The 24370-nt window shown below is 39.2% G+C and carries 23 protein-coding genes; 16 read left to right on the top strand and 7 right to left on the bottom strand.

Going from position 1 to position 24370, the window contains the following annotated elements; translation table 11 throughout:
• Positions 1-337: 337 nt before the first annotated feature.
• Positions 338-1645: an APC family permease gene (locus ACDF53_RS09395; RefSeq protein WP_060924172.1), complete on the bottom strand. Its 1308-nt coding sequence runs from the start codon at positions 1643-1645 to the stop codon at positions 338-340.
• A 15-nt stretch (positions 1646-1660) separates the two neighbouring features.
• Entirely contained in the window at positions 1661-2401 is a 741-nt protein-coding gene (locus ACDF53_RS09390; RefSeq protein WP_295212573.1) for a gamma-glutamyl-gamma-aminobutyrate hydrolase family protein, read from the bottom strand.
• 262 nt (positions 2402-2663) lie between these two features.
• Here ACDF53_RS09390 and ACDF53_RS09385 point away from each other — a divergent pair, with 262 nt between their 5' ends.
• Complete coding sequence (locus tag ACDF53_RS09385; RefSeq protein WP_370816171.1) at positions 2664-3701, top strand: AEC family transporter; 1038 nt, start codon at positions 2664-2666, stop codon at positions 3699-3701.
• Between the two features lie 125 nt (positions 3702-3826).
• On the top strand, positions 3827-5212 hold the full coding sequence (locus ACDF53_RS09380) for a hypothetical protein (RefSeq protein ID WP_370816169.1): 1386 nt from the start codon (positions 3827-3829) through the stop codon (positions 5210-5212).
• Between the two features lie 76 nt (positions 5213-5288).
• Here ACDF53_RS09380 and ACDF53_RS09375 read toward each other — a convergent pair whose 3' ends face one another.
• The 3 genes from ACDF53_RS09375 to ACDF53_RS09365 form a co-directional block, all read right to left on the bottom strand.
• Positions 5289-6845 (bottom strand): polysaccharide biosynthesis protein, encoded by a 1557-nt coding sequence (locus ACDF53_RS09375; protein ID WP_005386176.1) that lies wholly within the window; start codon positions 6843-6845, stop codon positions 5289-5291.
• 3 nt (positions 6846-6848) lie between these two features.
• Positions 6849-7778 (bottom strand): class II fructose-1,6-bisphosphate aldolase, encoded by a 930-nt coding sequence (gene fba / locus ACDF53_RS09370; RefSeq protein ID WP_060924176.1) that lies wholly within the window; start codon positions 7776-7778, stop codon positions 6849-6851.
• Positions 7779-8029: 251 nt separating this feature from the next.
• The gene (locus ACDF53_RS09365; protein ID WP_370816167.1) at positions 8030-8929 is read right to left on the bottom strand and encodes an RluA family pseudouridine synthase; all 900 of its coding nucleotides are present in this window, start codon (positions 8927-8929) and stop codon (positions 8030-8032) included.
• 205 nt (positions 8930-9134) lie between these two features.
• Here ACDF53_RS09365 and ACDF53_RS09360 point away from each other — a divergent pair, with 205 nt between their 5' ends.
• The 12 genes from ACDF53_RS09360 (at position 9135) to ACDF53_RS09305 (ending at position 19897) form a co-directional block, all read left to right on the top strand.
• Positions 9135-10751 (top strand): WG repeat-containing protein, encoded by a 1617-nt coding sequence (locus ACDF53_RS09360; RefSeq protein ID WP_370816166.1) that lies wholly within the window; start codon positions 9135-9137, stop codon positions 10749-10751.
• Positions 10752-11063: 312 nt separating this feature from the next.
• Positions 11064-11558: a YajQ family cyclic di-GMP-binding protein gene (locus ACDF53_RS09355; RefSeq protein ID WP_295232075.1), complete on the top strand. Its 495-nt coding sequence runs from the start codon at positions 11064-11066 to the stop codon at positions 11556-11558.
• A gap of 71 nt (positions 11559-11629) precedes the next feature.
• On the top strand, positions 11630-12748 hold the full coding sequence (cbiD, locus tag ACDF53_RS09350; RefSeq protein ID WP_370816165.1) for a cobalt-precorrin-5B (C(1))-methyltransferase CbiD: 1119 nt from the start codon (positions 11630-11632) through the stop codon (positions 12746-12748).
• Entirely contained in the window at positions 12724-13350 is a 627-nt protein-coding gene (gene cbiE, locus ACDF53_RS09345) for a precorrin-6y C5,15-methyltransferase (decarboxylating) subunit CbiE (RefSeq protein ID WP_370816164.1), read from the top strand. Before cbiD ends, cbiE begins: the two co-directional genes overlap by 25 nt.
• Positions 13347-13934 (top strand): precorrin-6Y C5,15-methyltransferase (decarboxylating) subunit CbiT, encoded by a 588-nt coding sequence (gene cbiT / locus ACDF53_RS09340; protein WP_370816162.1) that lies wholly within the window; start codon positions 13347-13349, stop codon positions 13932-13934. The genes cbiE and cbiT overlap by 4 nt, the downstream gene beginning before the upstream one ends.
• 1 nt (position 13935) lies before the next feature.
• The gene (gene cobM / locus ACDF53_RS09335) at positions 13936-14697 is read left to right on the top strand and encodes a precorrin-4 C(11)-methyltransferase (RefSeq protein ID WP_060924182.1); all 762 of its coding nucleotides are present in this window, start codon (positions 13936-13938) and stop codon (positions 14695-14697) included.
• Positions 14698-14701: 4 nt separating this feature from the next.
• Positions 14702-15847: a cobalt-precorrin 5A hydrolase gene (locus ACDF53_RS09330; protein ID WP_370816208.1), complete on the top strand. Its 1146-nt coding sequence runs from the start codon at positions 14702-14704 to the stop codon at positions 15845-15847.
• Positions 15848-15876: 29 nt separating this feature from the next.
• Positions 15877-16566: a precorrin-3B C(17)-methyltransferase gene (gene cobJ, locus ACDF53_RS09325; RefSeq protein WP_370816206.1), complete on the top strand. Its 690-nt coding sequence runs from the start codon at positions 15877-15879 to the stop codon at positions 16564-16566.
• Positions 16563-17351, top strand: a complete 789-nt coding sequence (gene cobK / locus ACDF53_RS09320) for a precorrin-6A reductase (protein ID WP_129823128.1) — start codon at positions 16563-16565, stop codon at positions 17349-17351. The genes cobJ and cobK overlap by 4 nt, the downstream gene beginning before the upstream one ends.
• Complete coding sequence (locus ACDF53_RS09315; RefSeq protein WP_060924185.1) at positions 17338-18003, top strand: precorrin-8X methylmutase; 666 nt, start codon at positions 17338-17340, stop codon at positions 18001-18003. Before cobK ends, ACDF53_RS09315 begins: the two co-directional genes overlap by 14 nt.
• A gap of 119 nt (positions 18004-18122) precedes the next feature.
• Complete coding sequence (locus tag ACDF53_RS09310; RefSeq protein WP_060924186.1) at positions 18123-19118, top strand: iron ABC transporter permease; 996 nt, start codon at positions 18123-18125, stop codon at positions 19116-19118.
• Positions 19118-19897 (top strand): ABC transporter ATP-binding protein, encoded by a 780-nt coding sequence (locus tag ACDF53_RS09305; protein ID WP_060924187.1) that lies wholly within the window; start codon positions 19118-19120, stop codon positions 19895-19897. Before ACDF53_RS09310 ends, ACDF53_RS09305 begins: the two co-directional genes overlap by 1 nt.
• Before the next feature lie 73 nt (positions 19898-19970).
• Here the strand turns inward: ACDF53_RS09305 and ACDF53_RS09300 are convergent, their stop codons facing one another.
• Positions 19971-20912 (bottom strand): ABC transporter substrate-binding protein, encoded by a 942-nt coding sequence (locus tag ACDF53_RS09300; RefSeq protein WP_370816160.1) that lies wholly within the window; start codon positions 20910-20912, stop codon positions 19971-19973.
• Positions 20913-20963: 51 nt separating this feature from the next.
• Positions 20964-21953, bottom strand: coding sequence for a sirohydrochlorin cobaltochelatase (locus tag ACDF53_RS09295; protein WP_024066910.1), 990 nt, complete (start codon positions 21951-21953; stop codon positions 20964-20966).
• A gap of 439 nt (positions 21954-22392) precedes the next feature.
• Between ACDF53_RS09295 and ACDF53_RS09290 the strand changes: the two genes are divergently transcribed.
• Together ACDF53_RS09290 and ACDF53_RS09285 are read left to right on the top strand one after the other, a co-directional pair.
• Entirely contained in the window at positions 22393-23274 is an 882-nt protein-coding gene (locus ACDF53_RS09290; RefSeq protein ID WP_370816158.1) for a sirohydrochlorin cobaltochelatase, read from the top strand.
• 207 nt (positions 23275-23481) lie between these two features.
• Positions 23482-24336, top strand: coding sequence for a sirohydrochlorin cobaltochelatase (locus tag ACDF53_RS09285; protein ID WP_370816156.1), 855 nt, complete (start codon positions 23482-23484; stop codon positions 24334-24336).
• The last annotated feature ends 34 nt before the right edge of the window (positions 24337-24370 follow it).

Here is a 24370-nt window from a genome sequence, read left to right as displayed (position 1 = left end):
ATATGATTAATGAGATACTACCAGTTAAAAGAATTATGTTTAGTCTAACTACATATGGTTAATGAGATACTACCAGTTAAAAGAATTATGTTTAGTCTAACTATATATGATTAATGAGATACTACCAGTTAAAAGTATTATATTTAGTCTAGAAATGCAAAAAACTACCAGTTAATTTCACGTTGTAGTAGATCGATCTCCTGTTATTGAAAATCGGTTTACAAAACAACATGACAACTGGTAGTTTTAAATTTAATTAGAAATAATTATTTTTAACTGGTAGTATCTCAAAAAGGGTATATATGAGATGCCTGAAATTATTTTTAACTGGTAGTATTTACATTTCATCATGGTCTTTAATGAGACCAGCTTTTTTCTTTTTCCAATAGGAGTAGTAGAATGGCAAGATCACGATACAACCGCCTAGACCCCATAGTAATTGGTTGGTTTGAGCTTGAGCGAGCATCCATAGGGATGTGCCGATAGCAATAACTGGGATTAAATAGCCACCAGGAATTGTGTAAGACCGAGCTTTGTCTGCCCATTTACGACGGAAGATAATAACAGCCAAACATGTTGGTAGGTATTGTGTAAAACGAGATACTGCACTGATGGCTGCTAGTGTAGTAAAGGATCCAGACCATGCAAGTAATACACTGGCAATAGCAGTAACAATAGCTGCAACATATGGTGCATTGTAACGATTACGTTTAGCTAGAGCACTTGGTAACATACCGTCTTCAGCCATAGAGGTAGCCACTCGAGGTGCATAGTAAGCCTCCGCAAAGTTGATACCACCCATAGAAATCAGTGTTCCTACTAATACAACGTACATACCGATAGGACCTACAATTACGTTAAAAGCATCTTGAACTGGTGCTTTTGTATTAGCCAAGTCAGAGCCGAGTACACCGATAGATACGGCGAGGATTGCCATATATAGAACGGACACGAGAAGCATACACATGATAATAGCTCGTGGTAAATTCTTCTTAGGGTTTTTCATATCCTCTGCAGCAATGGCAATAACTTCAAATCCTGTATAGGCAAAGAATAGAAGAACTGCTGCTTGAGCAAATGATCCATCCACATAAGTATCTTGTGGGAAGACTGGCGTAAAGTTAGCTCCATTTATAAAGAAAATGCCAATTGCAATGAATAGGGCAAGAGGAACTAACTTAGAAATAGTGATTAAGTTGTTAACGAATTTTGATACGTTAACACCAAAGATATTTACAATGGTAAGACCTACAATCAAGATAAATGAAATAACATCTTTTGCAAAATCACCACTTAACGCCGGTACTGCGGCACCTAATGCTGTAGCAAAGCCAACGGCCATGGCCGCCCAAGCAATAACGGTTACAATCCATTTTAGAACGCCTACTTCAAAGGCCCAAAAGTCACCTAATGCATGTTTTGCATATAGGTAAGGTCCGCCATTACGTGTAAATAAGCTTGCCGCTTCAGCAAAGCAAAGGGCGATACAGCCTGCAATAACGGCATCAAATAATAGGACGCCTAAACTAGCGGAACCAATGATAGAATATGCTTTGTTTGGTAGTAGGAAAATACCTGTCCCTACAATACCATTGATGCCTAGGAGTACAATACTCCAAAAGCCAAATTTTCCTGTTTCTTTCATACTAAAACCTTCCTACTATTTAGTTATATTTTCTCGAGCTGCTGTTACAAAGGCAGCAAATAAGCGTTTTGCATTCTCATCTGTTTCAGACATCATTTCTGGATGGAATTGACAAGCTACTAACCAAGGATAGGAGGAGTCTTCTAAACCTTCTACAGTACCATCCTTAGCTCTTGCTACTACTTGTAAACCTTTACCAACATGTTTTACTGTTTGATGATGGTGAGAATTTGTAATCCATGTGGAGCGACCAATAGCACTAGCAAGCTTAGATTCAAACTCGATATCTACTGTATGTGTACCTAATGCAGGGGTTTGATTTTGTGAATGTTTTATCGTACAGTTTTCGTCATACTTTAAATCTTGGTATAGAGAACCACCACGATATACATTTAAAATTTGAATGCCTCGGCAAATACAAAAGATAGGAATTTGTTTTTCTTCCGCTGCTTTCAATAATGCAAAATCGAATTGATCTCGTTCAGGGAATACATCGCCTAGACCTTGCAATGGTTCCTCACCGTAATTCAGTGGAGATACGTCATGGCCACCAGATAATAATAAGGCGTCAAGTTTTGCAACCGTTTCACGGGCTACGTCGAGATTTTTTGTAAATGGAATGATAACTGGAATGCCACCAGCCTCTTCGATAGAGCGTGGATAATCATGGTTTACATAAGAACGTAATAAATCTACGTAGGCACCGCCGTTATCTCGTAAGATATTGCCAGATACACCGATGAATGGTTTTGTCATAATATCACCTCGTATGTGTAAAAATTTGTACAATTAGTATAGTTTAAGTATATCAAATAATTGTGAATAAATAATACTACTATTGCAATTAATTATAAAACTTATACATTCTAAAATATGTTAACATTGTTACATTTTATAAAATTCATATTAGTTTTATAGGGATAATTATATTCGGTTTTATAGGGATAATTATATTCGTATATGTTTTGTTAAAAACATGGTATGATAGATTACGAATAAACTGTACGGGAGGTTTACTATGGTTTTTCTTACATCCTTACAGAGCATCATACCTATTGTATTGCTGATCTCGCTAGGATATATATTAAAAGGGCGAGGGATGTTTCATCCCATATTTAGTGGTAATCTATCTAGATTTATCATGTCTGTTGCGTTACCAGCCGGTGTATTTGTATCGGTATTGCATCATCTACATACATCGGATTTATGGGACCTTCGATATGGGATGCTAGCCGTTACATTAACCTATGTAATTGCATATATCGTTGCTTTCATCATGATGAAAGTACTAAAAGTACCTCGAGGTAGGCGTGGCATTTTTATCAATATGGTCGTTAATGATAACTGCTTGTTCATTGGATTGCCAGTGCAAATTGCACTCTTTGGCCAAGATGCGCTGCCATATTTCTTGTTATATTATATCGGTAACACGATTTCCGTATGGATGGTAGGGGTATTCCTTATAGAACTAGATCCGCTGCCCAATGCCGAATTAGGTTTCAATAATAACAAAGTTGATAGTATAAATAATAGCAAAGTAGCTACAGAAACAAAGCGGAAACAGTTTAAATTTGATTTGAAGAAGTTATTACCTCCACCATTACTAGGCTTCTTTGTAGCATTGATATTCTTATTCTTTGAAATTCCTTTACCTTCAATTTTGCATACTACCTTGAATTATTTAGGCGATATGGTAACACCATTATCTTTGATTTATATTGGTATTGTACTTCATGATGCAGGGCTTAAAAGTATGAGTCTCAATAAAGATTCCATTGGTGGTATTATCGGTCGTTTTGTAATATCACCGATTATCATGTTCTGTGTCATTCTGGGCTTGCAATATGGCGCAGGTATCGTCCTAGAACCAATAGCAATCATTACCTTTGTTGTACAATCGGCGGGTCCCGTTATTGCAGTATTACCAATCGTAGCCAATGAATCGAAATCTGACTTGTCATTTGCTACAGGACTTGTCATGATTAGTACAATACTATTTGTGGTAGCTATACCAATTATTATGGAAATCCTAACTATGATAGGCATAACAGCATAAACTAAAAGGTCTGACTAATATAGTCAGACCTTTTTTTCCTATATTTTTTCTACACAAGTGAAATTGATAAAATATAAACTAAGTGTTAAAATTATAAACAAATGTATGTGTTTAAGGAGAGAGATATGATGCTAAGACGTTTGTTATTGTTGAGTTGTATTGGGTTTATAGGGACTATAGGCGTATCTCAGGCCATTGATGTTAATATTCCTGGGGCTCGCCCAGATATTGGGAAAGAAGCGTATCAAGAATATCGTATTCAAGGAGAAGTTGCTAAGAAGGTTGATGACTTCCAAGAGTCTGAGGTTAAAAAATGGGCACAACATGAGCCAAATTATGATAATGAAAAATTAGGTGATGATATTTATGTAGTACAAGAATTGACTAGAGCAATACATCATTCTAGGAGTGTATATATTATTACAGAAAATGGGGCTGATATTAAATTTACAGGCTCAAAAGAAAGTATAGTAGGTTGGTCTATTGATCCTAAACATATGGATAAGTCTACTATTAAGAGTGTTGGAGGAACTATTAGCGCCGTATCTGATTTTAGATATGAAACAAGACAACAGCCTAAAGGTTCTAAATGGGAAGATACAAATATAGAGTATACTGATTTAAATAAATCTCTTTTACAGAATACTTTGAATGAGAGATTAGAAAAGCGAAAAGACTCAGTTCGATTTGTAGATGGTGATGTATTTACTTATCCTGGACTTGAAAAAGCAACGTGGGATGTAATAGGCTTTGATGATCATTTGGTTGTGGGGACAATCAATTTTACATTACCTAAAACACCTAATCTTTCTTATCATATTGGTCAATCTCTTAATAAAGATATTATAAAAAATTATATTAAAGATGATACTCAACGTTCTATCTCAGATACAATGGGACCTTTGGCTAATTTTGTTTTACCTTCTATTAAGCCGGCTAGTGATGTGTTAGCATATACTGATCCTGTTCATTTGGGACCTTATACATTTAGGGTATTAAAAAATAGTAAATTCAAGAAACATGAGGTTATAGGCCCAGCTGAATATGATGTTTATATGTCTGGACGTATTAAAGCTGTATTTGGTAAGCAACCATTTATAGAAGGTGCTAGTGTTGAAAAACAAAATATTTTATATAGTTACTTAAGAACTGTTGTTAAAAAATATGGTTTAAAAGGTCATAAGCGATTACAATATGCTACAGTTTGGAACAATGGTATTCCAGCTTTATACTTTGAAGCTAACAAGGAAAATGCAACACTATTTGGTATGGTTTTGTATGATAATCAGTATGTTTATACGTATTATTTACACAAACCTGATGATGTTCACGTAAGTAACTATAAATTGCGAGATGTTATTCAATATGTAGCTGCTAAACATAGTAAAGCTTGGAATGATAAAGCTTTTGTGGGAATCGGCATTTCACCTGTAATGTTAGATGTGATACAAACAAATCCTACTATTAGGGATATTGTGAAAGATAAAAAAGCACATAATGATAAGAAGTAATACTATAAAAAGATAGCGTAAAGTGAGTGGCATAAAAAAGAGGTTTAACACATATGTGTTAAACCTCTTTAAGTTATTATCTAAAGAATCTACCTATGAGTGGCATGCTTGCGCCATCATTTTTATTAAGTCCTTTTAAAAGAACCATGATAATAACGTAGAGCAATAAGCCTTCGATACCTGTGAGTATGAAGTTAACCCACATTGGTAAGATATCTGTTAAGTAGTGGTAACTCATAAAGATGAGTATACCCATGACACCGGCACTGACCACATTTTTCCATAGAAGGGAAATATCGAGGAAGTAGCCTGTGTATTTTTTGATGTAAATCAAGTTGAGTAACGCTGCAAAGCCAATATCAGCAACGGTTGCCCAAGCGGCACCGCCGATACCAAGCCATGGGATGGCCGTTAGTGTCCAGTTCAGGATGACTTTGATTACTAACGCAATACCCATATTAATTACAGGAATACGCGGTTTGTTAAGACCTTGTAAGATACCTGTTGTTACTTGGTGTACACCGAGGAAGAAGATAGAGAACGCAGTGATTTGCGTAGCTAATTCTGCCTTAGGTGCATTATAAATCAAGGTAACTGTTGGGGCAGCAAGTACATATAATAGTACCGTAAATGGTACAGTAGCCATAAATGTTAATCTCATGGAGCCCGAGGTACGTTCATAAATACCTTGATGATCGCGTTTTGCAAAGGCATGAGAGATAGCTGGTACAATGCTTGTTGCAAGGGCTGCTGTAATGATGGTAGCCAAGTTGATGAGCGGAACTGCCATACCTGTAAGATAACCGAACAGTTCTGTTACTTCATTCATCGGGAAACCAGCATCTAAGAGTCGACGTGGTACGATGAGCAAATCGAGGTTAGCTGTTAATGGCAACATGATACTTGCTAAGGAAATTGGAATGGACAATGTTAAGAGTCGTGACAAAATTTCTTTAGCTGATTCACGGGGCCCATCGTAGCTTTCACCAGTACTACTTGCCTTAGGCAATTTATAGTAATAGTACAAGAGCACTAGAAAGGCACCAAAGGCACCGACACCAGCACCTAAGCTAGCACCACCTGCAGCAGCCGGTAGACCATAAGGCAACAAGATAGCTGCAGCACCGAGCATGACGATAACACGTAACAGTTGTTCTACGATTTGGCTGACCGCCGTTGGCGTCATCATTTCATAGCCTTGGATATACCCGCGGAAGCAGGAAATCCACGTTACAAAGAATACTGCCGGAGCGAGCGCGATGATAGAGTAGTAGGCACGGCTTTCAGCAATGAGTCCACTAGAGATTAGCCAATCTGCACCAAAGTACATGGCAAGACTGGCGATAAAGCCTGTAATGGTTAACATTGTAAAAGATATATTGAATACTCTCTTAGCACCACCAAAGTCGTGTAAGGCTAATCGTTCTGCCGTCAAAATAGAGATGGCAATCGGCACACCTGCGCTCGAAATTTGTAATAGTAACAAATAGATAGGAAAGGCCATCTGGTAGATACCGATGCCTTCACCACCCAAGATGCGGGATAGAAGAATCCAGTTAATACTACCGATGGCTTTCACTACGAAACCGGCAATGGTTAAAATTAAGGTTCCTTTTAAAAATCCACTAGCCATTGATTATAGTTTGTTGGAAGAACCCAATACATTTTTAATTTTGTGAGCTACCATGCCTTTAATAGCATCACGAGCTGGTCCTAAGTATTTACGAGGGTCAAATTCAGATGGGTTTTGAGCCAAGTATTCACGTACGGATGCAGTCATAGCAAGACGAAGGTCTGTATCGATGTTGATTTTGCAAACTGCCATTTGAGCTGCTTTGCGAAGCATTTCTTCAGGTACGCCTTGTGCACCAGGAATGTTGCCACCAAATTCGTTACATTTTGCTACGAATTCAGGCAATACGGAGGATGCGCCATGCAATACGATAGGGAAGTCAGGCAACAATTCGCCAACTTTTTTCAAACGATCGAAGTCGAGGTAAGGGTCGCCTTTGAATTTGTAAGCGCCGTGGCTAGTACCAATAGCAATTGCTAAGGAGTCTACGCCTGTAAGATGTACGAATTCAGCTGCTTGTTCTGGGTCAGTGAAACGAGCATCTGCATCAGATACATTTACATCATCTTCTACGCCAGCCAAACGGCCCAATTCTGCTTCGACTACAACGCCATGAGCGTGAGCATATTCAACAACTTGTTTAGTAATTTTTACGTTTTCATCAAAGTCATGATGAGATGCGTCGATCATAACAGATGTGAAACCACCATCTACACAGTCTTTACAGATTTCAAAGGAATCGCCGTGATCAAGGTGAAGAGCGATAGGTAAATTGCTGTCTTCAAGAGCTGCTTCTACGAGTTTCACAAGGTAAATATGTTTAGCATATTTACGAGCGCCTGCAGATACTTGTAAGATAAGAGGGGATTGTTCCTCTTTGGCTGCATCTACGATACCTTGTACGATTTCCATGTTGTTTACATTGAAAGCGCCAACAGCATAGCCGCCTTCATAGGCTTTTTTGAACATTTCTGTAGTAGTAACTAATGGCATGTTGTCCTCCTTGGCCATAGGGCCTGTCATATCATGTTATTAATACTGTGACTGCTAGTCTTTCTAGCGCATATGAGCTAGATGAAATACTAGTGTATTGCAATCATATATCAATTCAAGTTAAGTATATCAAGAAACACTATAAAGGGCCAATATTTTTTGTATAACTTATGCATAAATTTCGTCTAATTTTATGGCCCATGTGGGCTAATTTTTATGTATCAGTATTAATTTACCAGAAATACATTAGCTCAATTGGTGAGTAATGACTCCATATCCGATGGTATAGATGCCTGTAATTCTAGCCATTCATCCGTCATGGGATGGTAAAAGCTAACCCGTGACGCATGGAGTGCTTGACGCTGAATATATTCTAAGTGGCCACCGTACAGATCATCGCCAGCAAGGGGGTATCCTAGTTGAGATAGATGGACCCGAATTTGATGAGTGCGCCCCGTATGTAATAAACATTGCACATGGGTAAAGCATTGCTCCATCTTATTCTTTACAATGGTATTACTCTCAATGACAGTTATATCTGTATGAGCAGGTTTACCTTCATTCGTGCAGCAACGCTCGATAATACTACCTGGTTTACGTCCTATAGTCCACTGTACGCTTATGTGATTAGTAGGTAATTGACCTTCTACTATAGCGTCGTAGTTTTTATGGAAATGAGTACGCTTTTTATCGAAAGCATGTTGGACTATAGAGGTTTTGGCGATGATAACAATTCCAGAGGTGTCTTTATCTAATCGATGGACAGGATGGAAATCATAATGCTGATTTGTCTCTTGGTAGTAATGTAGAACGCCGTTTGCTAAGGTATGATCTCGTACCGTTGAGGTGGGATGCATCAGAATACCTGCCTCTTTATTGATGACTAAAATATATTCATCTTCGTATACGATATCGAGGTCCATAGGGCTTAAACTAAACTCTTGTTCAGGGGTTAATTTCATAACGAGATGGTCACCTCCATGTACGAGGGTATTCCACGTTGCTGTATATCCATTGACTGTTATAATGCCGTCATTTCGCAGTCGCCGCCGCATACGTTGGGAAATATGTTGTTGTTTTATAATATGATTCATAGATTGGGTATGTACGTTGGAATCTACAATCAAGTCGATAATTGTTGCTGTTTTCATACATAGTATTATATCAAATAAATAATGGATGAAGAATTTTTCATAATTCGTTGTCTTTATAGAGATCATATAGTATAATTTTTATTAATGTTTTTTATATATTTTTTATGTATTGGTGTTTTATTTATTTGAATGCTTTGGCAGTTTAATGTCTTAAAACCATATATGGACGATTATATGGTTTGCTTTGTAAAAGGAGAGGTTTATGAAATTGAATAAGAAATCCTTATTAGTCGCTTGTGTGTTGGCGACTATGTCTACAAGTGCTTTTGCAGCAACTACAACAATATCCACTAGTAGTAAAACTGTGACAAATCAAGATACACCGACATCTACAAGTACGCGTGTAACTAGTGAGAAACATAGTACTACTGTATCTACATCTACAACAAATACTACAGCAAAATCTTCTAGCCACTCTAGCAGTACATCTGTTGGCGTTGGCGTGGGTATTGGCCGATTCGATACGTTTGTACCAATCTCTGGTGCTGTTAAGGAGCCACCAGCAGGTGTAAAAAAAGCTATGAAGGTATTAAAGGACGACTCCTTACTACAACAAGGCTATTTAGGTCTTGTAAAAGAGAAGGGCAAATGGGGGATTGTAGGTACTAATGGTCAAGTTGTACTTGCGCCAGCCTATAAATCCTTAGACGCATCAAGTAAGAAGGATGGTACGTTCTTTGTTGAGGAAGGTAAAAATAAAATCTCTCATATTAAAGGCGATGGTACTGTATTAGAATCTGGTAAAGAAGCGCAAGAAGCTTTATATAGCAGCCTTAATGAGAAGAATACAGCTGTTAAAGAGTTAAATGATTTTGATCCTAAAACTGTTAGTCAAAGCTATCCGAGTGATTCTTATGTAGCTTTCACAGAAAAAGGTAAATTAGGATTTAAAGATGCTAATGGCAATGTAGTAATTCAGCCTCAATTTAAAGCACTATCTGATGTAGAAACTAAATTTAGTGAGGACCGTGCCTTTGTAAAAGCCAATGGTAAAACTGTTGCTATTGATGGTAAAGGTACTGTATTATTTAATGCTCCATCTAATGAAGTATATCCATATAAAAATGGCTTGGCTGAATTCCGTCGTAAGGTAAGTCACTTTGGCCTTGGTGGTATTCTAGGTCTTGTAGGTATGGGCTACTTCTATAATCACGGTGGCGTATATCTTGATGGCCTTGGTGGTCTTGTAGATGATGGTATGAAACGTGGTTATATTGATCGTAATGGTGCTGTTGTAATCGACAGTAAGAACGATTATGTATATCCTATGGAAGAACATGGTACCTTGGTTCGTAATGAAGGTAAATTAGGCTTTATGAATCGTCAAGGTCAATATGTAATTCAACCTGGTAATTATGAAGCTGGCACGATTGATGTAAACAATGTATTGTTAACGTTGAAAAACAAAGATACTAATAAATATGGTATTTTTGATATGGAAACAGGCAAACAAGAGGTACCGTTTAAATACGATATTATCGAGTTTGTAGGCGAACATGAAATGTCTGTTACTAATGACACCAATCGTTATGTAGTAGATATGGCTACAGGTCGTGTGATCTATAAAGGCGATAAATCTATGAACGTAAAAACTTTCCTTGGTGATACATATACTTGGGTATATAACAAAGAAGGTAATTATAAGATTCTATCCCTTGATGGTACAGTGACAGAAACTCCAGTTATGAAAGATATTTCTGGTACTGGTAGCTTCTCTCATGGTTATAGCCCTGTAAAAATCAAAGGTAAGTGGGGGATTATCAACTCTAAAGGCGAGTTAGTAGTTCAACCTACATATGATGAAATTACAATTTTATAATGATAATGGTAATGGTAATGGTAAGACTGCACTTGTAAAAGTGCAGTCTTTTTCTATTTTTGAATATATTATGTTTATACATATGCAGTTCTTGTATTAGTCTACGATTTATAGTCTGAATATTCCTTCTATGATTAATAATAGTTATAATTAAAAAAATCGATTTACCTAGAAAATAAGCCTGTTTTAAGGTATAATTATAGAGATATATTCCGATTTGCTGTACATTTACACTTTTACTTGGAATATGAGGATGATGAAAGTAATACTATGAACCCCATGCCCAATGGGTTCAGGTGTAGGAGGTATAAAATGGCCAAAGATTGTTCCTTTGACGTTGTGTCCGAAGTGGATATGCAGGAAGTAGATAATGCGGTAAACCAAGCAAAAAAAGAGATTGGTACACGTTATGATTTCCGTGGCTCTAAAGCGGAAATTAGTCTTGAAGGCGACACTATCAAAATCATCGGTGATGATGAATATAAATTAAATGCCATTATCGATGTTTTAAAAGGCAAAATGGTTAAACGTAATGTAGCAATTAAAAATCTTGACTACGGTAAGGTTGAACCAGCAGCGGGTGCCACAGTTCGCCAAGTGATTACTATTAAAAAAGGTATTACTAAAGAAAATGCTAAAGAAGTAGTAAAAGCAATTAAAAATATGAAGCTTAAGGTACAAGCATCTATCCAAGAGGATCAAGTGCGCGTATCTGGTAAGGATAAAGATGATTTGCAAGCAGTTATCCAAATGTTAAAACAATTGGATATCCCTGTAGAATTGCAATTCGTTAACTTCCGTTCCTAATTACATATGTCCATAAGATAGGGTTAGTTTGATTCCACAGAATCGCTAACCCTATCGGTGTAGGAGGCCTTATGAGAGTAGAGGACATGAAGGGTGGCTATACCACAGGTTCATGTGCTACGGCAGGTATGAAAGCTGGTTTATTGGCCCTCTTAGATAAGAATATCGTGGACCAAGTGGTCATTGAAAATCCTCAAGGTCAGTATATTGAGGTGCCTATTAAAGCCGTAGAGGTACTATCTGATACAGAGGCTAAGGTAACCGTTATGAAGGATGGTGGCGATGATCCGGATGTAACGCATGGCAATGATGTGGAAACAACGGTGTCCCTTGATGATAGTGGTGAACTACGATTCCGAGCGGGCTTTGGCGTTGGAACGGTAACAAAACCGGGCCTTGCTATGCCGCCAGGAGAACCAGCCATCAATCCAGGACCTCGGGCAATGATGAAAATCGTCTTTGACGAGCATTGTGTTCATGGTCAAGGTGTAACGGTAACAGTAAGCGTGCCAAATGGTATGGTTCTAGCTAAGAAGACGTTAAATCATACACTCGGTATCGAAGGTGGTATTTCTATTATTGGAACCACTGGTATCGTTAAGCCCATGAGTGAAGAAGGGTTCAAAAATTCCTTAGTGCCTCAGCTAAGAGTGATGAAAGCCAATGGCTGTGAAACAGCTGTTCTCGTGCCTGGCCGTATTGGTCAAGATTTAGCCGAACAAGTACTCGGTATTCATAAGAACCAAATGGCAGAAACTAGTAACTTTATTGGCTTTATGCTTGAAAAGGCCGTTGAAATTGGCTTCAAGCGTATCTTGATCATCGGTCATATTGGTAAGCTAATAAAACTAGCTAGTGGTAGTTTCCACACACACAATCGCATGAGTGATGGCCGCATGGAAAGTATCGTGGCCTATGCTGCTTTAGAAGGGGCATCCCAAGCGGTGTGTGAAGAGTTATTTAATTGCCAAACCACAGAGTCTACGTTCCCTATTTTGGAGCGTGAAGGACTGACTGGTGTATACCAACGCGTTGTAGATCGTGCATCTTTGCGTAGTGAGCGATATATTGCTAACGAAGCAGAGGTAGGTATCATCATTACCACCTTAAAAGGTGAGATTTTGGCAATGGATAAGCATGCGAAAGAGATAGGAGAGCTTGAACAATGGCACATACCTTGTATATCGTAGGCATTGGTCCAGGTAATCCTGATTATGTGGTACCTAAAGGCCTTAATTTAATTAAACATGCTACAGTATTGGTAGGCAGTGAACGGTCCTTAGAGGACTTTCAGGAGCCTGGCCAAATTACATATCCTGTAACAGGCAAGCTTAGCTTACTGGCTGAGCAAATTGAGCATGAGCTCAACAATCATGACGTTGTAGTTATGGTGAGTGGTGATACAGGCTACTATAGCTTGTTGCCATATTTAAAGAAGAAATTCCCTGCCAATCCTATTGAGGTTGTGCCAGGCATTAGTTCTATGACCTTTGCTTTTGCACGACTCAATGAAGTGTGGCATGATGCGGATTTAATGAGCTTTCACGGTCGCCAACCGGCGCCTGAAAAACTCGTGTATGAAGCAGGTAAAAAGATGGGGTTCTTAACGGATCCTGAATATAATCCAGCGCATATTGCGCGTATTTTAATAGATGCAGGTTGGCCAAAAGAAACGAGAGCAGCAGCCCTTGAGCGCTTGAGCTATGATGATGAAAAAATTGTAGACTCCACGTTAGAGGTATTAACTGAGCTTGAAGGCTTTGGTCATTCTGTAATGGTGGTACTAGGATGAGACATTTTTTTGGAATTCCTGATGAGGAATTTATCCGCGGCGACGTGCCGATGACAAAATGCGAGATTCGCAAAGCCGTTATGAACGAGGCACGCATCGAGGAAGATAGCATCGTCCTTGACGTTGGTGCTGGTACGGGCTCTATTTCTATTGAAGCAGCCTTAGCAGCTCCTAAAGGGCATGTATATGCGATTGAGCGCTTTGATAAAGGCATCGACCTTATCAATGAAAATATGAAAAAGTTCAATGTAAATAATATGACGGTTATCAAGTCCAAAGCTCCTGAAGGCATGGAAGAATTGCCTGAGCTTGATGCGGTTATCATCGGCGGTAGCGCTGGCGGTATGACAGGCATCATGGATGAGACGCAGCGTCTTTTAAAAATAGGCGGACGTCTAGTTGTAACAGCTGTAACAATGGAAACTGGTTATACAATCCTTAAAGAGTTGAAAGGTCGTCCTTTCACCTATGAAGGCTACCAAATGTCCATCAGCCGTTACCGTAAGGCTGGCCCATATCATTTGTTAGACCCATTGAGTCCAATTTTCATTGTATCTGCAACGCGTATCGCAGAAGGAGAGTAATATGGTTGACGTACATATCGTAGGCGCAGGCCCTGGGGATCCTGAGTTAATTACTCGCAAAGGGTATCGTTTAGTGCAAGAGGCAGACGTTGTTATTTACGCTGGCTCCTTGGTAAACCCTGCTATTTTAGAGGCTTGTAAACCAGGCTGTGAAATCCATAACAGTGCTACTATGAACCTTGATGAGGTGTTGGCTGTTATGAAAGCTTCTGTTGAGGCTGGTAAAAGCGTAGTTCGCCTTCACACAGGGGACCCTGCTATTTACGGTGCTATTCAAGAGCAAATGGATGCACTCGCTGGCATGGGCATTTCTTATGAAGTTGTGCCAGGCGTAAGTTCATTCCTTGCTACAGCAGCGGCTTTGAAACAAGAATATACATTGCCAAATGTATCTCAAACAGTAATTATTACGCGTATGGAAGGCCGTACACCGATGCCTCCAAAGGAAAAATTGCGCATGTTAGCAGCTCATGAAGCGACAATGTGTATTTTCCTTAGCGTTCAAATGTTAGATAAAGTAGTAGCTGAACTCATCGAGGGTGGTTATGACAAAACGACTCCAGTGGCTATCGTGGTAAAAGCATCTTGGCCAGACCAACGCATTATCCGCGGTACATTGGAAACCATTGCGGACATCGTAGCGAAAGAGGGCGTATTGCGCCAAGCTATGATCGTAGTAAGCCATGTATTAGATAGTGAATACGAATTATCTAAACTCTACGACAAAGGCTTTGCTCACATGTACCGCAGTGCTAAGGACTAATATGATGAAAGAACTAGAAACTGTTGCATCTACGACTGGAGCTAAGAAGAATAGAACGGCTATTCTCTCGGTATCTGAACGAGGTGCAAAGCTAGGTCAACGCATCAAGTCTTTGGTGGCACCTCATGCGGATTGCTTTGAAAAGGAAAACCGTCCCTCTGGTGGTGAGGCTATTTATTTCGATTCCCTCAAAAACCATATTGGACAGATTTTCAAGGATTACGACCAAGTATTATGCATTATGGCACTTGGTATCGTAGTGCGCATGATTGCACCATATATTGAGCATAAATCCAAAGATCCTGCTGTAGTCGTAATGGACGAAGTAGGACACCATGTGATTAGCTTACTGTCTGGTCACCTTGGGGGCGCCAACGAATGGACGCAGTCCATTTCGCTGGCCATCGATGCGGACCCTGTTATTACAACAGCTACGGATGTAAACGGATTGCCAGCGCCTGACGTGTTGGCGCACCACGAGCATCTATTGGTCGATGATTTTCAAACCTTAATCAATGTGAACTCTGCCATCGTTGGGGGAGAACAGGTTGATTATTATATCGATGCAAGCTTACCGAATGTAGAGCATTTAGAACAAGCAGCGAAAGCTCATGTTGGTGAGCATGGTATGGTTCATATTGTTTCTTTGAATCAACTTGAGCGTATTCCATGTAAAAATGAAAGCGCTGAAGAGGGATTATCTCGAGTTGTAATTACTGATAAAGTCATTACTGAGTATGGTCATCAATTGATTTTGCGCCCTCGTACCTATACGATGGGCATTGGCTGTCGTCGAGATACGCCGAAGGAATTAATCCTTGACGCCATACAACAGTCGCTAGCAGCGCATAAGCTTTCACCAAAGAGTATTGTAACGGCAGCATCGGTCATCGTTAAACAAGATGAAGTAGGCCTCTTAGAGGCTATGCAAATTATGGGGTGGCCTATTGTGTTCTATACACAGGACGAGATGGCACCACTCATTGAAGAAGAAAAATTAAAAGAATCTAATTTTGTAAAAGGAACTATAGGAGTAGGAAACGTATGCGAGACAACGGCATTACTAGCGGCCAAGAGCCGAACATTAATACAGCACAAAACAATTTATCCCAAAACAACGGTAGCCATTGCACAGGTAATATCAAAGTAATCGGCATCGGCCCTGGCGATGAAGAGTTTATGACGCCTCAAGCGCGCGAAGCTATCTTAGCGGCTGACTGCGTGGTAGGTTATTTGACATACCTCGACTTGATCAAAGACCTTATCGAAGGTAAAGAGACTGTAGGTACTGCAATGATGCAAGAAGTAGATCGTTGCCAACAAGCAGTTGATTTAGCCGTAGAAGGCCATCAAGTAGTTGTAGTATCCTCTGGTGATTCTGGCGTATACGGCATGGCAGGTCTTGTGTTGGAACTTGCTAATAAAGTACCAGCAGAAAAACGTCCTTCCGTAGATATCGTACCTGGTCTTAGTGCTGTAAACGTTGCAGCATCCGTATTAGGTGCACCATTGATGCATGACTTTGCAGTTATTTCCTTGAGCGACTTGATGACTCCATGGGATCTTATCAAAAAACGTGCAGATCTTTGTGCACAAGGAGACATGGTTATTTCCTTGTACAACCCACGCAGTAAAAAACGTGTTACACACTTAGATGAAGTTCGCGAAATCGTTCTTAAATACCGCGATCCTAAAACACCTGTTGGCATCGTGCAAAAAGCAGGTCGTCCAGGTCAACATATGGTAATCTCTGATCTTGAAAACTTCACAAACGAAGAAGTAGATATGCAAACACTTGTTATCATTGGTAACAGCCAAACCTATGTTGAAAACGGGCGCATGATTACACCTCGAGGCTACAAATTATGATTTGGGTTATTGCCGGTACTTTGGATGGTCGCACCTTAGCGGTAGAAATCCAAAAACGAACTGGTGAAGATGTGCTTGTAACGGTTGTTAGTCAATATGGTGCAGAGCTTGCTGCCCATAAAGGTATTACTGTACATACGGGCCGTCTTGACCAAGAGGCGATGCAAAACTTGATCAAAGAGCACAATGTACGACTCTTAATTGATGCAAGTCATCCGTATGCTGCTATTGTTACAGCTACGGCTCAAGATGCAGCAAAGGCCGAAGGTATACCTTTTGTTCGGTTTGAACGTAAAGAGGTGCCATTGCCTGAATATGATAAATTACATATCGTAGTAGATGAAGTAGAAGCAGCCAATTTAGCAGGCAAATTAGCGAAGGAAAATAACAATCATGTGTATTTGACTACTGGTAGTAAGACAATGCACATTTTTGCGAAATCTGAAGCTTTGCAGGATTGCGAAGTATGGACGCGTATTTTGCCAACCGCAGAGGTGTTACAAATGATGGAAGACCTCAATGTAAGTCCAAAGCGCATTGTTGCTGTACAAGGTCCATTTTCTTATGATATGAACCGCATCATGTTCCACGATACTAAGGCTAGCGTTGTAGTTATGAAAAACTCTGGCCTTGTAGGTGGTGCTGATACAAAATTACAAGCAGCCATGGATCTTGGCATCCATGTTATTGTTATCGATCGTCCACGTGTTAAGATTGAAAGCCACGTAGTATCATCGAATGATGAATTTTTCAAATTATGGGAGGACACTAATGGATTACGTTAAAAATCCTAAAGCTATTGAAGATAAAAGTATGCAAATCATTTACGACTATGTAAAAGATTTAGGTTTAACAGATGATGAAGTGCGCGTAGTATCCCGTACTGTACATGCTTCTGGTGACGTTGAATACGCACAACTCGTAAAAATGAGCCCTGATGCTGTTCAAAAAGGTATTGAAGCATTGGATAATGGTGCAGATATTTATACAGATGTAGAAATGGTTCGCACCGGTATTTCTAAGCCAGCTCTTAAAATTCGCGGTAATGAAGTGCACTGCTTAATTAAAGATGAAAATGTAGCTAAAATGGCTAAAGAATTAGGTGTAACTCGTTCCATCGCGGCTATGCGTACATTTGGCAAACAATTAGAAGGCCAAATCGTTGCTATCGGTAATGCGCCAACTGCATTGTACGAAGTATTGCGCCTTGCTCTTGAAGAAGGTATTAAACCAGCTCTTATCATCGGTATTCCTGTAGGCTTTGTTGGCGCTGCGGAATCTAAAGATTATTTGATGGAAGTATCCCCAGTTCCTTATATCACTGTAAAAGGTAACAAGGGTGGTAGCCCAATTGCAGCATCCGTATGTAATGCATTGCTTTACACAGACGTAAAACGCAACGATATGCTCTTCGTAGAAGGCAAAGAATCTAAATAATAGTTAACCCGAATCGTTGCTTATTGGGGGCGATTCGGGTTTTACTGTATCTATTATGAGGTTTATATGTATAATACGGGTGCTGATAGCACCATGTATTGGTGAAAGGAGAGGTTACTGTGGACTCTCTGAATGAACGAAAACTCTTTCGCATATCAGTTATTATTATCTTGGTTATTGCTGTCATAGCTAGCATGATTATCTCACTGATTTGGGGCTCCACACCGGTGTCACTATCGGAGATTTGGCACACATTGTGGGCTAGTGAGCTAACAGATACAGCATCGCAAATCATTTGGAATATTAGGTTGCCTCGTAATATTGTTGCTGCATTAGTTGGTGCTTGTTTAGCCGTATCGGGTGCCATTTTACAGGCGGTTATGAAGAACCCTTTAGCAGATCCTCAAATCGTTGGCGTTTCCTCCGGTGCTGGACTTGCCGGTGTTATTATATTTATTCTTTTCCCTGGCTATGATCATATTGTGCCTCTCGTCGCCTTTATAGGTGCTATGGTTGCGGCGTTGATGGTATATGCTCTTGCTTGGAAGAATGGTGTACGCCCAAGCCGTATCATCTTGGCTGGTGTTGCGGTGGCTGCTTTTTTAGGCTCTGGTATTTCTGCACTACTTGTATTCTATGGAGATCGTGTGCAAGGAGCCTTACTTTGGATGGTAGGGGGCTTGGCTGCACGCAGTTGGCCACAAGTAGAGGTTTTGTTCCCATACGCGTTAGTCGGTCTTATTTTTGCCTGTTTAGGTGCCAAACGTCTTACTATTTTAAGTTTAGGTGATGAAACAGCAAAGGGGCTAGGCCTTAAGGTAGAACAAACGCGGTTTATTATGACTGCTGTTGCGGCTCTATTAGCAGCAGGTGCCGTTAGTATTGCGGGCTTAATCGGTTTCGTAGGCCTCGTTATACCGCATATGTTACGACTTATCATCGGTAATGATTATGCGTATTTACTCCCCGGCTCTGCATTATTAGGGGCACTCGTCCTCGTTGTTAGTGATACGGTAGGGCGTGTTATGTGGAGTCCAATTGAGGTACCGGTTGGCATTATCATGGCATTCTTTGGGGCGCCATTCTTCTTATATCTATTGAGGAGGGATAACTAATGAATACGGCTATTGATGTAAATCAGTTATCCGTCACTCTCGGAGGTCGTCATATTTTACATGATATTAATGTATCTGTCCCTGTTGGTAAAATAACGACTTTAATCGGGCCTAATGGTTGTGGTAAAAGTACACTCTTACGGTCTATGATTGGATATATTCATAGTCCTCGTGAATGTGTGACTATTTTAGGTAAACCATTACAGTCGTATTCACAAAATGAATTGGCACGGCAAATGGCATTTTTGCCACAAGTACCGAATATGCCAAAGGATATGACTGTAGAAGAATTGGTATATTGTGGACGGTATCCATACCAAACGTGGTGGAAAAACACGGCTAAAGAAGATCGTGAAATTGTTGATTATGCATTAGACATTACAAAAACGAATCATTTGAGAGAACAATTAATCCCATCCTTATCTGGTGGTGAACGGCAACGCGTTTGGATTGCTATGGCGCTAGCACAGCAACCAAAATTATTAGTGTTAGACGAACCAACAACATACTTAGATATTAACCATCAACTAGAAATCATGGAATTGTTAAAACGATTAAACGATGAACAAGGGTTAACCGTATTGATGGTACTCCATGAATTGACGCAAGCCGTACAATATTCTCATTATATGGCTATTATAAAAGACGGTCATTTAGTGACAGCTGGAGACACGAAAGAAATCGTATCGGATGAACTATTTAGAGATGTATTTTCCGTAGATGTACAAATCGATACCTTTGATGATAAACAATATGTACGCGTAAAAGGTTTAGTTTAGTAGATAGCTAGACTAATAGTGAAAGAGGGCATTCCCGAAATGGGGAATGCCCTCTTTAGTATGTTAGGATATGTTAAAATGTAACATCAATGCCATATGCTTCTTTCACTAAACGAGCCATAGCCTCAGGTGTTTGTAGACCTGGGTTAAGTAGGAATAGTTTAGATGGTAAGTAAATGACACGATTATTTTGTACAGCCTTAAGATTAGCCCATGCAGGATTATCTGTCATAGCTTGTTTCATGGCCTTTGTAATTTCTTCTTCTTTACCCATTGTAACAACGAAGATAATATCAGGGTTATCTGCAGTCAATGTTTCAAGAGAGTAAGGGACAGTTTTATCCTTAGTTGTGCCTTCTAGGTGGGAGGCAACAACGTTTGTCATGCCTAGCTCTTTTACCATGGATGCAGTAACTGCTTCATCAGTTTCAGCAGTTACACCCTTTCCTGTGGCACGTAATACAGCAACACGTGCAGGTTGTTGGTTTTTAATAGCATCTTTTACCTTTTGAATGTTGCTTTCATAGGTTGCAATAACGGATTTAGCCTTATCTTGATGGTTGGTTAATTCACCAAGGAATGTTAGCATTGGTACATTATCCTTGATGCCATCGTAATTGAAAAGCACTGCTGGAATATTGTTAGATTGTAATTGGGATTCATATTTTTTATGTTGGTTTTCCAAACCCAATACCACATCTGGCTTCAAGCCTAATAGTTGTTCCATGTTGATATTAGCCGTTTGACCTAATGCAGGTAATGCTTCTAAATCTGGAGCTAATTTATCTGTTGTGCTAGCACGGGAGATAGCCTTGCCATCCACTGCGTATAGCATGGACAATACAGAGTTTGAAAGAACAGCGATGCGTTGCGGATCCTTTGGTACAGTGTAGGTTTCACCATTAAAGGTAAGTTCCTTCGTAGTAGCAGAAGAGCTGGATGTGGATTTACCACACCCAGCTATTGCTAGTACAACCATGACCAAAGCTAGACTACAGAGTAGTAATTTTTTCATGATGTACTCCTATGTACGTTATATAACGATACTAGTTAAATTGTAGATTGATTATTTTTGTAATGCGTCCCAAGATTCGTTAGCACGTTCAACGAATAAGTTACGGATGTTAGGGTTTTCACCTAAGCCATGGATGTAAGTGTCAACTTTGAAGCCTTCTTTTTCAAGGATGGATTTATGGGAATCTGGTTCGGCACCAGCCATGTCGTTGTTTGCATGGTCGCCAGCAACCATCATGAATGGCATCAATGTAACATGTTTAATACCATGTAATTTCAATTGAGGGATAACTTGTTCAAGATTTGGAGTACCTTCTACTGTGTAGATAAATACATTTTTCATACCAAGAGTATGGATACGGTCTTGAATTACAGAATAATAAGCATTGGAAGGATCTGGAGTACCATGAGCCATGATAAGAAGAGCGTCTTCTTTGCCTAATTTAGGGAATTGAGATTGAACAGCTTTTAATGTTTCAATAACTTGGTCAGTTTGGTTTTCTTGACCCATCCAGTACATAAGAGATGTACCAAGTGTCATTTTTTTGAAATTATCTTTGTACAAATTATATACTGCTGCATCGTAGTTGTATTCCATACCAGGGATTACATCAAGGGATGCTAATGCAACGCGAGTGTAACCATCTTTTTTGAGTTCAGCCAAAGCTTCTTCAGGAGTTGGGTAAGTAATACCTTCTTTTTGTTGGATACGATCACGAATGATATGGCTTGTGAAAGCTGTAACTACTTTTGTGTTTGGATGAGCTGCTTTAATAGCATCTACAGTTGCATCGATTGTTTTCGCACGAGTATCTTTATAAGTTGTACCAAAGCTCATAACAACCATAGCATCTTTGTTTGGCAAGTTTTGTAAAGCTTCAGTATTGTGTGTACGAACACCAATTGCAGCAGCTTCTTTCAATGCTGGAGTAGGATCTTTTACTTCTTCATTTAATTGATATGCAGCATTAGATACAACTGGTGCACCAAAGGATACTGCAAGACCTAGAATAGCGGATGCTAATGCTAATTGTTTTTTCATTTTTTAATACTCCTATCCATAACTTAACTACAAGTCTATGCAATGATCTATGTAATCTGGATAATTTTATATAAAAGATATAGTTTATAGATTACTATAGATATATTGCATATATATAACCTTAAGCCAATCGTAACAAAGGAACATAGGGGTGTCAATAAACCCCATACCCCTAGAAGTATAGGAAAATTAAGGGTTTTTAAGCAATTTATGTGATGAATATAGTATGGTATTAGCTTTTATAAATATATTCTTTTTGGTTATAAGGATATGAATATGTGAATATATAAGTAATTTTATTTTCTAGTCATCTAGATAAATTTTGATATTATTTCTCATTGACTTATATTCGTGAATCTTGTACTATTATTACATAGTAGTTGATAACAATTTTCAGTTATGAAGATTGTATCATGTATGAGCGATATGGAGGTCACATATGAAAGGCATAATTATTGCATCCTTTGGATCAATTTATCAAGATGCTGTGGAGAAATCCATCGGCAGTATAGAGAGAAAAGTACGTTCCATGTATAGCGATATGGAGGTACGCCGTGTATTCTTATCTGATGCATTAGTAGAGAAGTGGAACGAGAAGTATGATGATAAGATTTCTTCTTTCACAGAGGCTATGCAGGATTTTGCTCGCATGGGCATCGATGAGGTATACATTCAACCTGTAACATTGGTAGCAGATCAGTGTTACCAACAAATGCGTAAACAAGCATTAAAGTTTTTACATAGCAATGAATATGGTTTCACACAAGTGAATATTGGTAAACCATTGCTTACATCATTAGGTGTAAAGAATTATGCCGATGATTATGAAGCTACATTAGAAAGTATCGTGCGTCATGTTAATACAAAGGCGCTTAATAAATCTGTAGTACTCATGGCAAATGGTCAAAACCAATTAGAGTTTAGTACATTACAATTGAAAGCTATGTATGGGGCTGCACCAAATGTGGTAGTATTTACGACAAATGGTTTCCCTACATTTAAACAAGCGCTTACATTATTAGACCGTATGGGACATAAAGATTTATTAGTAGTACCATTAGCTCTCATTGGTTCTACACATTTAATGGACTACCTTGGCGGTGACCGCTCTGATTCCATTTATGCATTGCTTGCTGAAGAAGGATACAATGTAGATATTTGGAATGAAGGTCTTGGTGAAAATCCTTATGTACAAGATTTATTCTTGAAACATTTAGGTCAAGCTATTCGCATGTCTGATCGTAAGCGCCCCATGCCCCGTGAGACTGTCAAACCAGTTATGACAAACTCTCGCATGGAAGCGCAAGGTATGATTTCTTAATTTACTCTCTCTCATAATTAGACATACCTCTCATCACACTCCTTTACATACGTGAAAGTCCTCCTTGTTGGAAATCCAATGAGGAGGATTTTTACTTTTACTATGAAAGATATTTATAATATCTATTTTATACGTCCCATGGTATGCCCCTAACGTGTCGTCTATGGTATGATTAAGATACATTATTAAATAGATAAGGAGACTTCCATGAAACAAGCTATTTTAGTTGTTGCCTTTGGGTCCACTGTTGACAGTGCTCGTGAACATAATATTGACTCCGTAGTGGAGTATATCCGTAAATCCTATCCCGACTATACGGTGGAATTAGCATTTTCCTCTCGTATCATCGTTAAGCGGTTACGCGAACGAGGGATTGAGATTCCTACTGAGCAAGGTGCATTAGAAAAACTTATTCAAGAAGGCTATACACATATTTATGTGCAACCACTACATTTTACAGGTGGTGAAGAGTTTGATAAGTTGAAAAATAATATTCTCGCTCATGAAGGGGAAGGACAACTGGAAGTGTTGCGCGTAGGTAGACCTCTCGTATACTACATGGGCCAAGAAGAGCATCCTGATGATTATCAAATCTTGATTGATCATTTTATTAAGCCACTCAATATCTCCAAAGAGGATGGTTTGTTATTGGTCGGCCATGGTGGCCTTGGTTCTGGTAACTCCTCATATGGTAATTTACAGTTTAAATTAATTCGTGATGGACTTACGAATGTGCGTGTTGCAGTGCTAGAAAATGCACCATATGTGGCAGATGTTGCTATGCCTTGGGAATGGCTTGATGGAAAACGTCCAAATACAATTTATGTGCACCCATTATTGTTAGTACTTGGGGATCATGCACAAAATGATCTATTTGGTGATGAAGAGGATAGCGTTGTTAATGAACTTGCCGGGGCAGGCTATGAAGTTAAACCAATTTATAGTGCCCTTGGTGAATATGAAGCGATTCACGATATCTTCCGTCAACATGTGCAGGATTGTATCGATGATTTGTATGGTAAACGTAGTCCACATCGTCCTGCAATTCCAAATATTAAATAGTATCTTTGTATATCTTGTATAAATTAGTTATAAT

Origin of the sequence: Veillonella sp., assembly GCF_041333735.1 — a bacterium.
Classification (GTDB): Bacteria; Bacillota; Negativicutes; order Veillonellales; family Veillonellaceae; genus Veillonella.
The sequence above is the reverse complement of the archived record's forward strand: the minus strand, read 5'-3'. Positions and strand labels throughout refer to the sequence as shown.

What these genes read in the sequence shown, in the direction of transcription:
- cbiD (WP_370816165.1), top strand. Translation starts at nt 11,630, where the DNA reads ATGAGAGTAGAGGACATGAAGGGTGGCTATACCACAGGTTCATGTGCT.
- ACDF53_RS09315 (WP_060924185.1), top strand. Translation starts at nt 17,338, where the DNA reads ATGGATTACGTTAAAAATCCTAAAGCTATTGAAGATAAAAGTATGCAA.
- cobM (WP_060924182.1), top strand. Translation starts at nt 13,936, where the DNA reads ATGGTTGACGTACATATCGTAGGCGCAGGCCCTGGGGATCCTGAGTTA.
- ACDF53_RS09355 (WP_295232075.1), top strand. Translation starts at nt 11,064, where the DNA reads ATGGCCAAAGATTGTTCCTTTGACGTTGTGTCCGAAGTGGATATGCAG.
- ACDF53_RS09380 (WP_370816169.1), top strand. Translation starts at nt 3,827, where the DNA reads ATGATGCTAAGACGTTTGTTATTGTTGAGTTGTATTGGGTTTATAGGG.
- cbiT (WP_370816162.1), top strand. Translation starts at nt 13,347, where the DNA reads ATGAGACATTTTTTTGGAATTCCTGATGAGGAATTTATCCGCGGCGAC.
- ACDF53_RS09290 (WP_370816158.1), top strand. Translation starts at nt 22,393, where the DNA reads ATGAAAGGCATAATTATTGCATCCTTTGGATCAATTTATCAAGATGCT.
- ACDF53_RS09360 (WP_370816166.1), top strand. Translation starts at nt 9,135, where the DNA reads ATGAAATTGAATAAGAAATCCTTATTAGTCGCTTGTGTGTTGGCGACT.
- ACDF53_RS09285 (WP_370816156.1), top strand. Translation starts at nt 23,482, where the DNA reads ATGAAACAAGCTATTTTAGTTGTTGCCTTTGGGTCCACTGTTGACAGT.
- cobK (WP_129823128.1), top strand. Translation starts at nt 16,563, where the DNA reads ATGATTTGGGTTATTGCCGGTACTTTGGATGGTCGCACCTTAGCGGTA.
- ACDF53_RS09385 (WP_370816171.1), top strand. Translation starts at nt 2,664, where the DNA reads ATGGTTTTTCTTACATCCTTACAGAGCATCATACCTATTGTATTGCTG.
- ACDF53_RS09330 (WP_370816208.1), top strand. Translation starts at nt 14,702, where the DNA reads ATGAAAGAACTAGAAACTGTTGCATCTACGACTGGAGCTAAGAAGAAT.
- ACDF53_RS09390 (WP_295212573.1), bottom strand. Translation starts at nt 2,401, where the DNA reads ATGACAAAACCATTCATCGGTGTATCTGGCAATATCTTACGAGATAAC.
- ACDF53_RS09295 (WP_024066910.1), bottom strand. Translation starts at nt 21,953, where the DNA reads ATGAAAAAACAATTAGCATTAGCATCCGCTATTCTAGGTCTTGCAGTA.
- ACDF53_RS09395 (WP_060924172.1), bottom strand. Translation starts at nt 1,645, where the DNA reads ATGAAAGAAACAGGAAAATTTGGCTTTTGGAGTATTGTACTCCTAGGC.
- ACDF53_RS09300 (WP_370816160.1), bottom strand. Translation starts at nt 20,912, where the DNA reads ATGAAAAAATTACTACTCTGTAGTCTAGCTTTGGTCATGGTTGTACTA.
- ACDF53_RS09365 (WP_370816167.1), bottom strand. Translation starts at nt 8,929, where the DNA reads ATGAAAACAGCAACAATTATCGACTTGATTGTAGATTCCAACGTACAT.
- fba (WP_060924176.1), bottom strand. Translation starts at nt 7,778, where the DNA reads ATGCCATTAGTTACTACTACAGAAATGTTCAAAAAAGCCTATGAAGGC.
- cobJ (WP_370816206.1), top strand. Translation starts at nt 15,877, where the DNA reads ATGACGCCTCAAGCGCGCGAAGCTATCTTAGCGGCTGACTGCGTGGTA.
- ACDF53_RS09305 (WP_060924187.1), top strand. Translation starts at nt 19,118, where the DNA reads ATGAATACGGCTATTGATGTAAATCAGTTATCCGTCACTCTCGGAGGT.
- ACDF53_RS09375 (WP_005386176.1), bottom strand. Translation starts at nt 6,845, where the DNA reads ATGGCTAGTGGATTTTTAAAAGGAACCTTAATTTTAACCATTGCCGGT.
- cbiE (WP_370816164.1), top strand. Translation starts at nt 12,724, where the DNA reads ATGGCACATACCTTGTATATCGTAGGCATTGGTCCAGGTAATCCTGAT.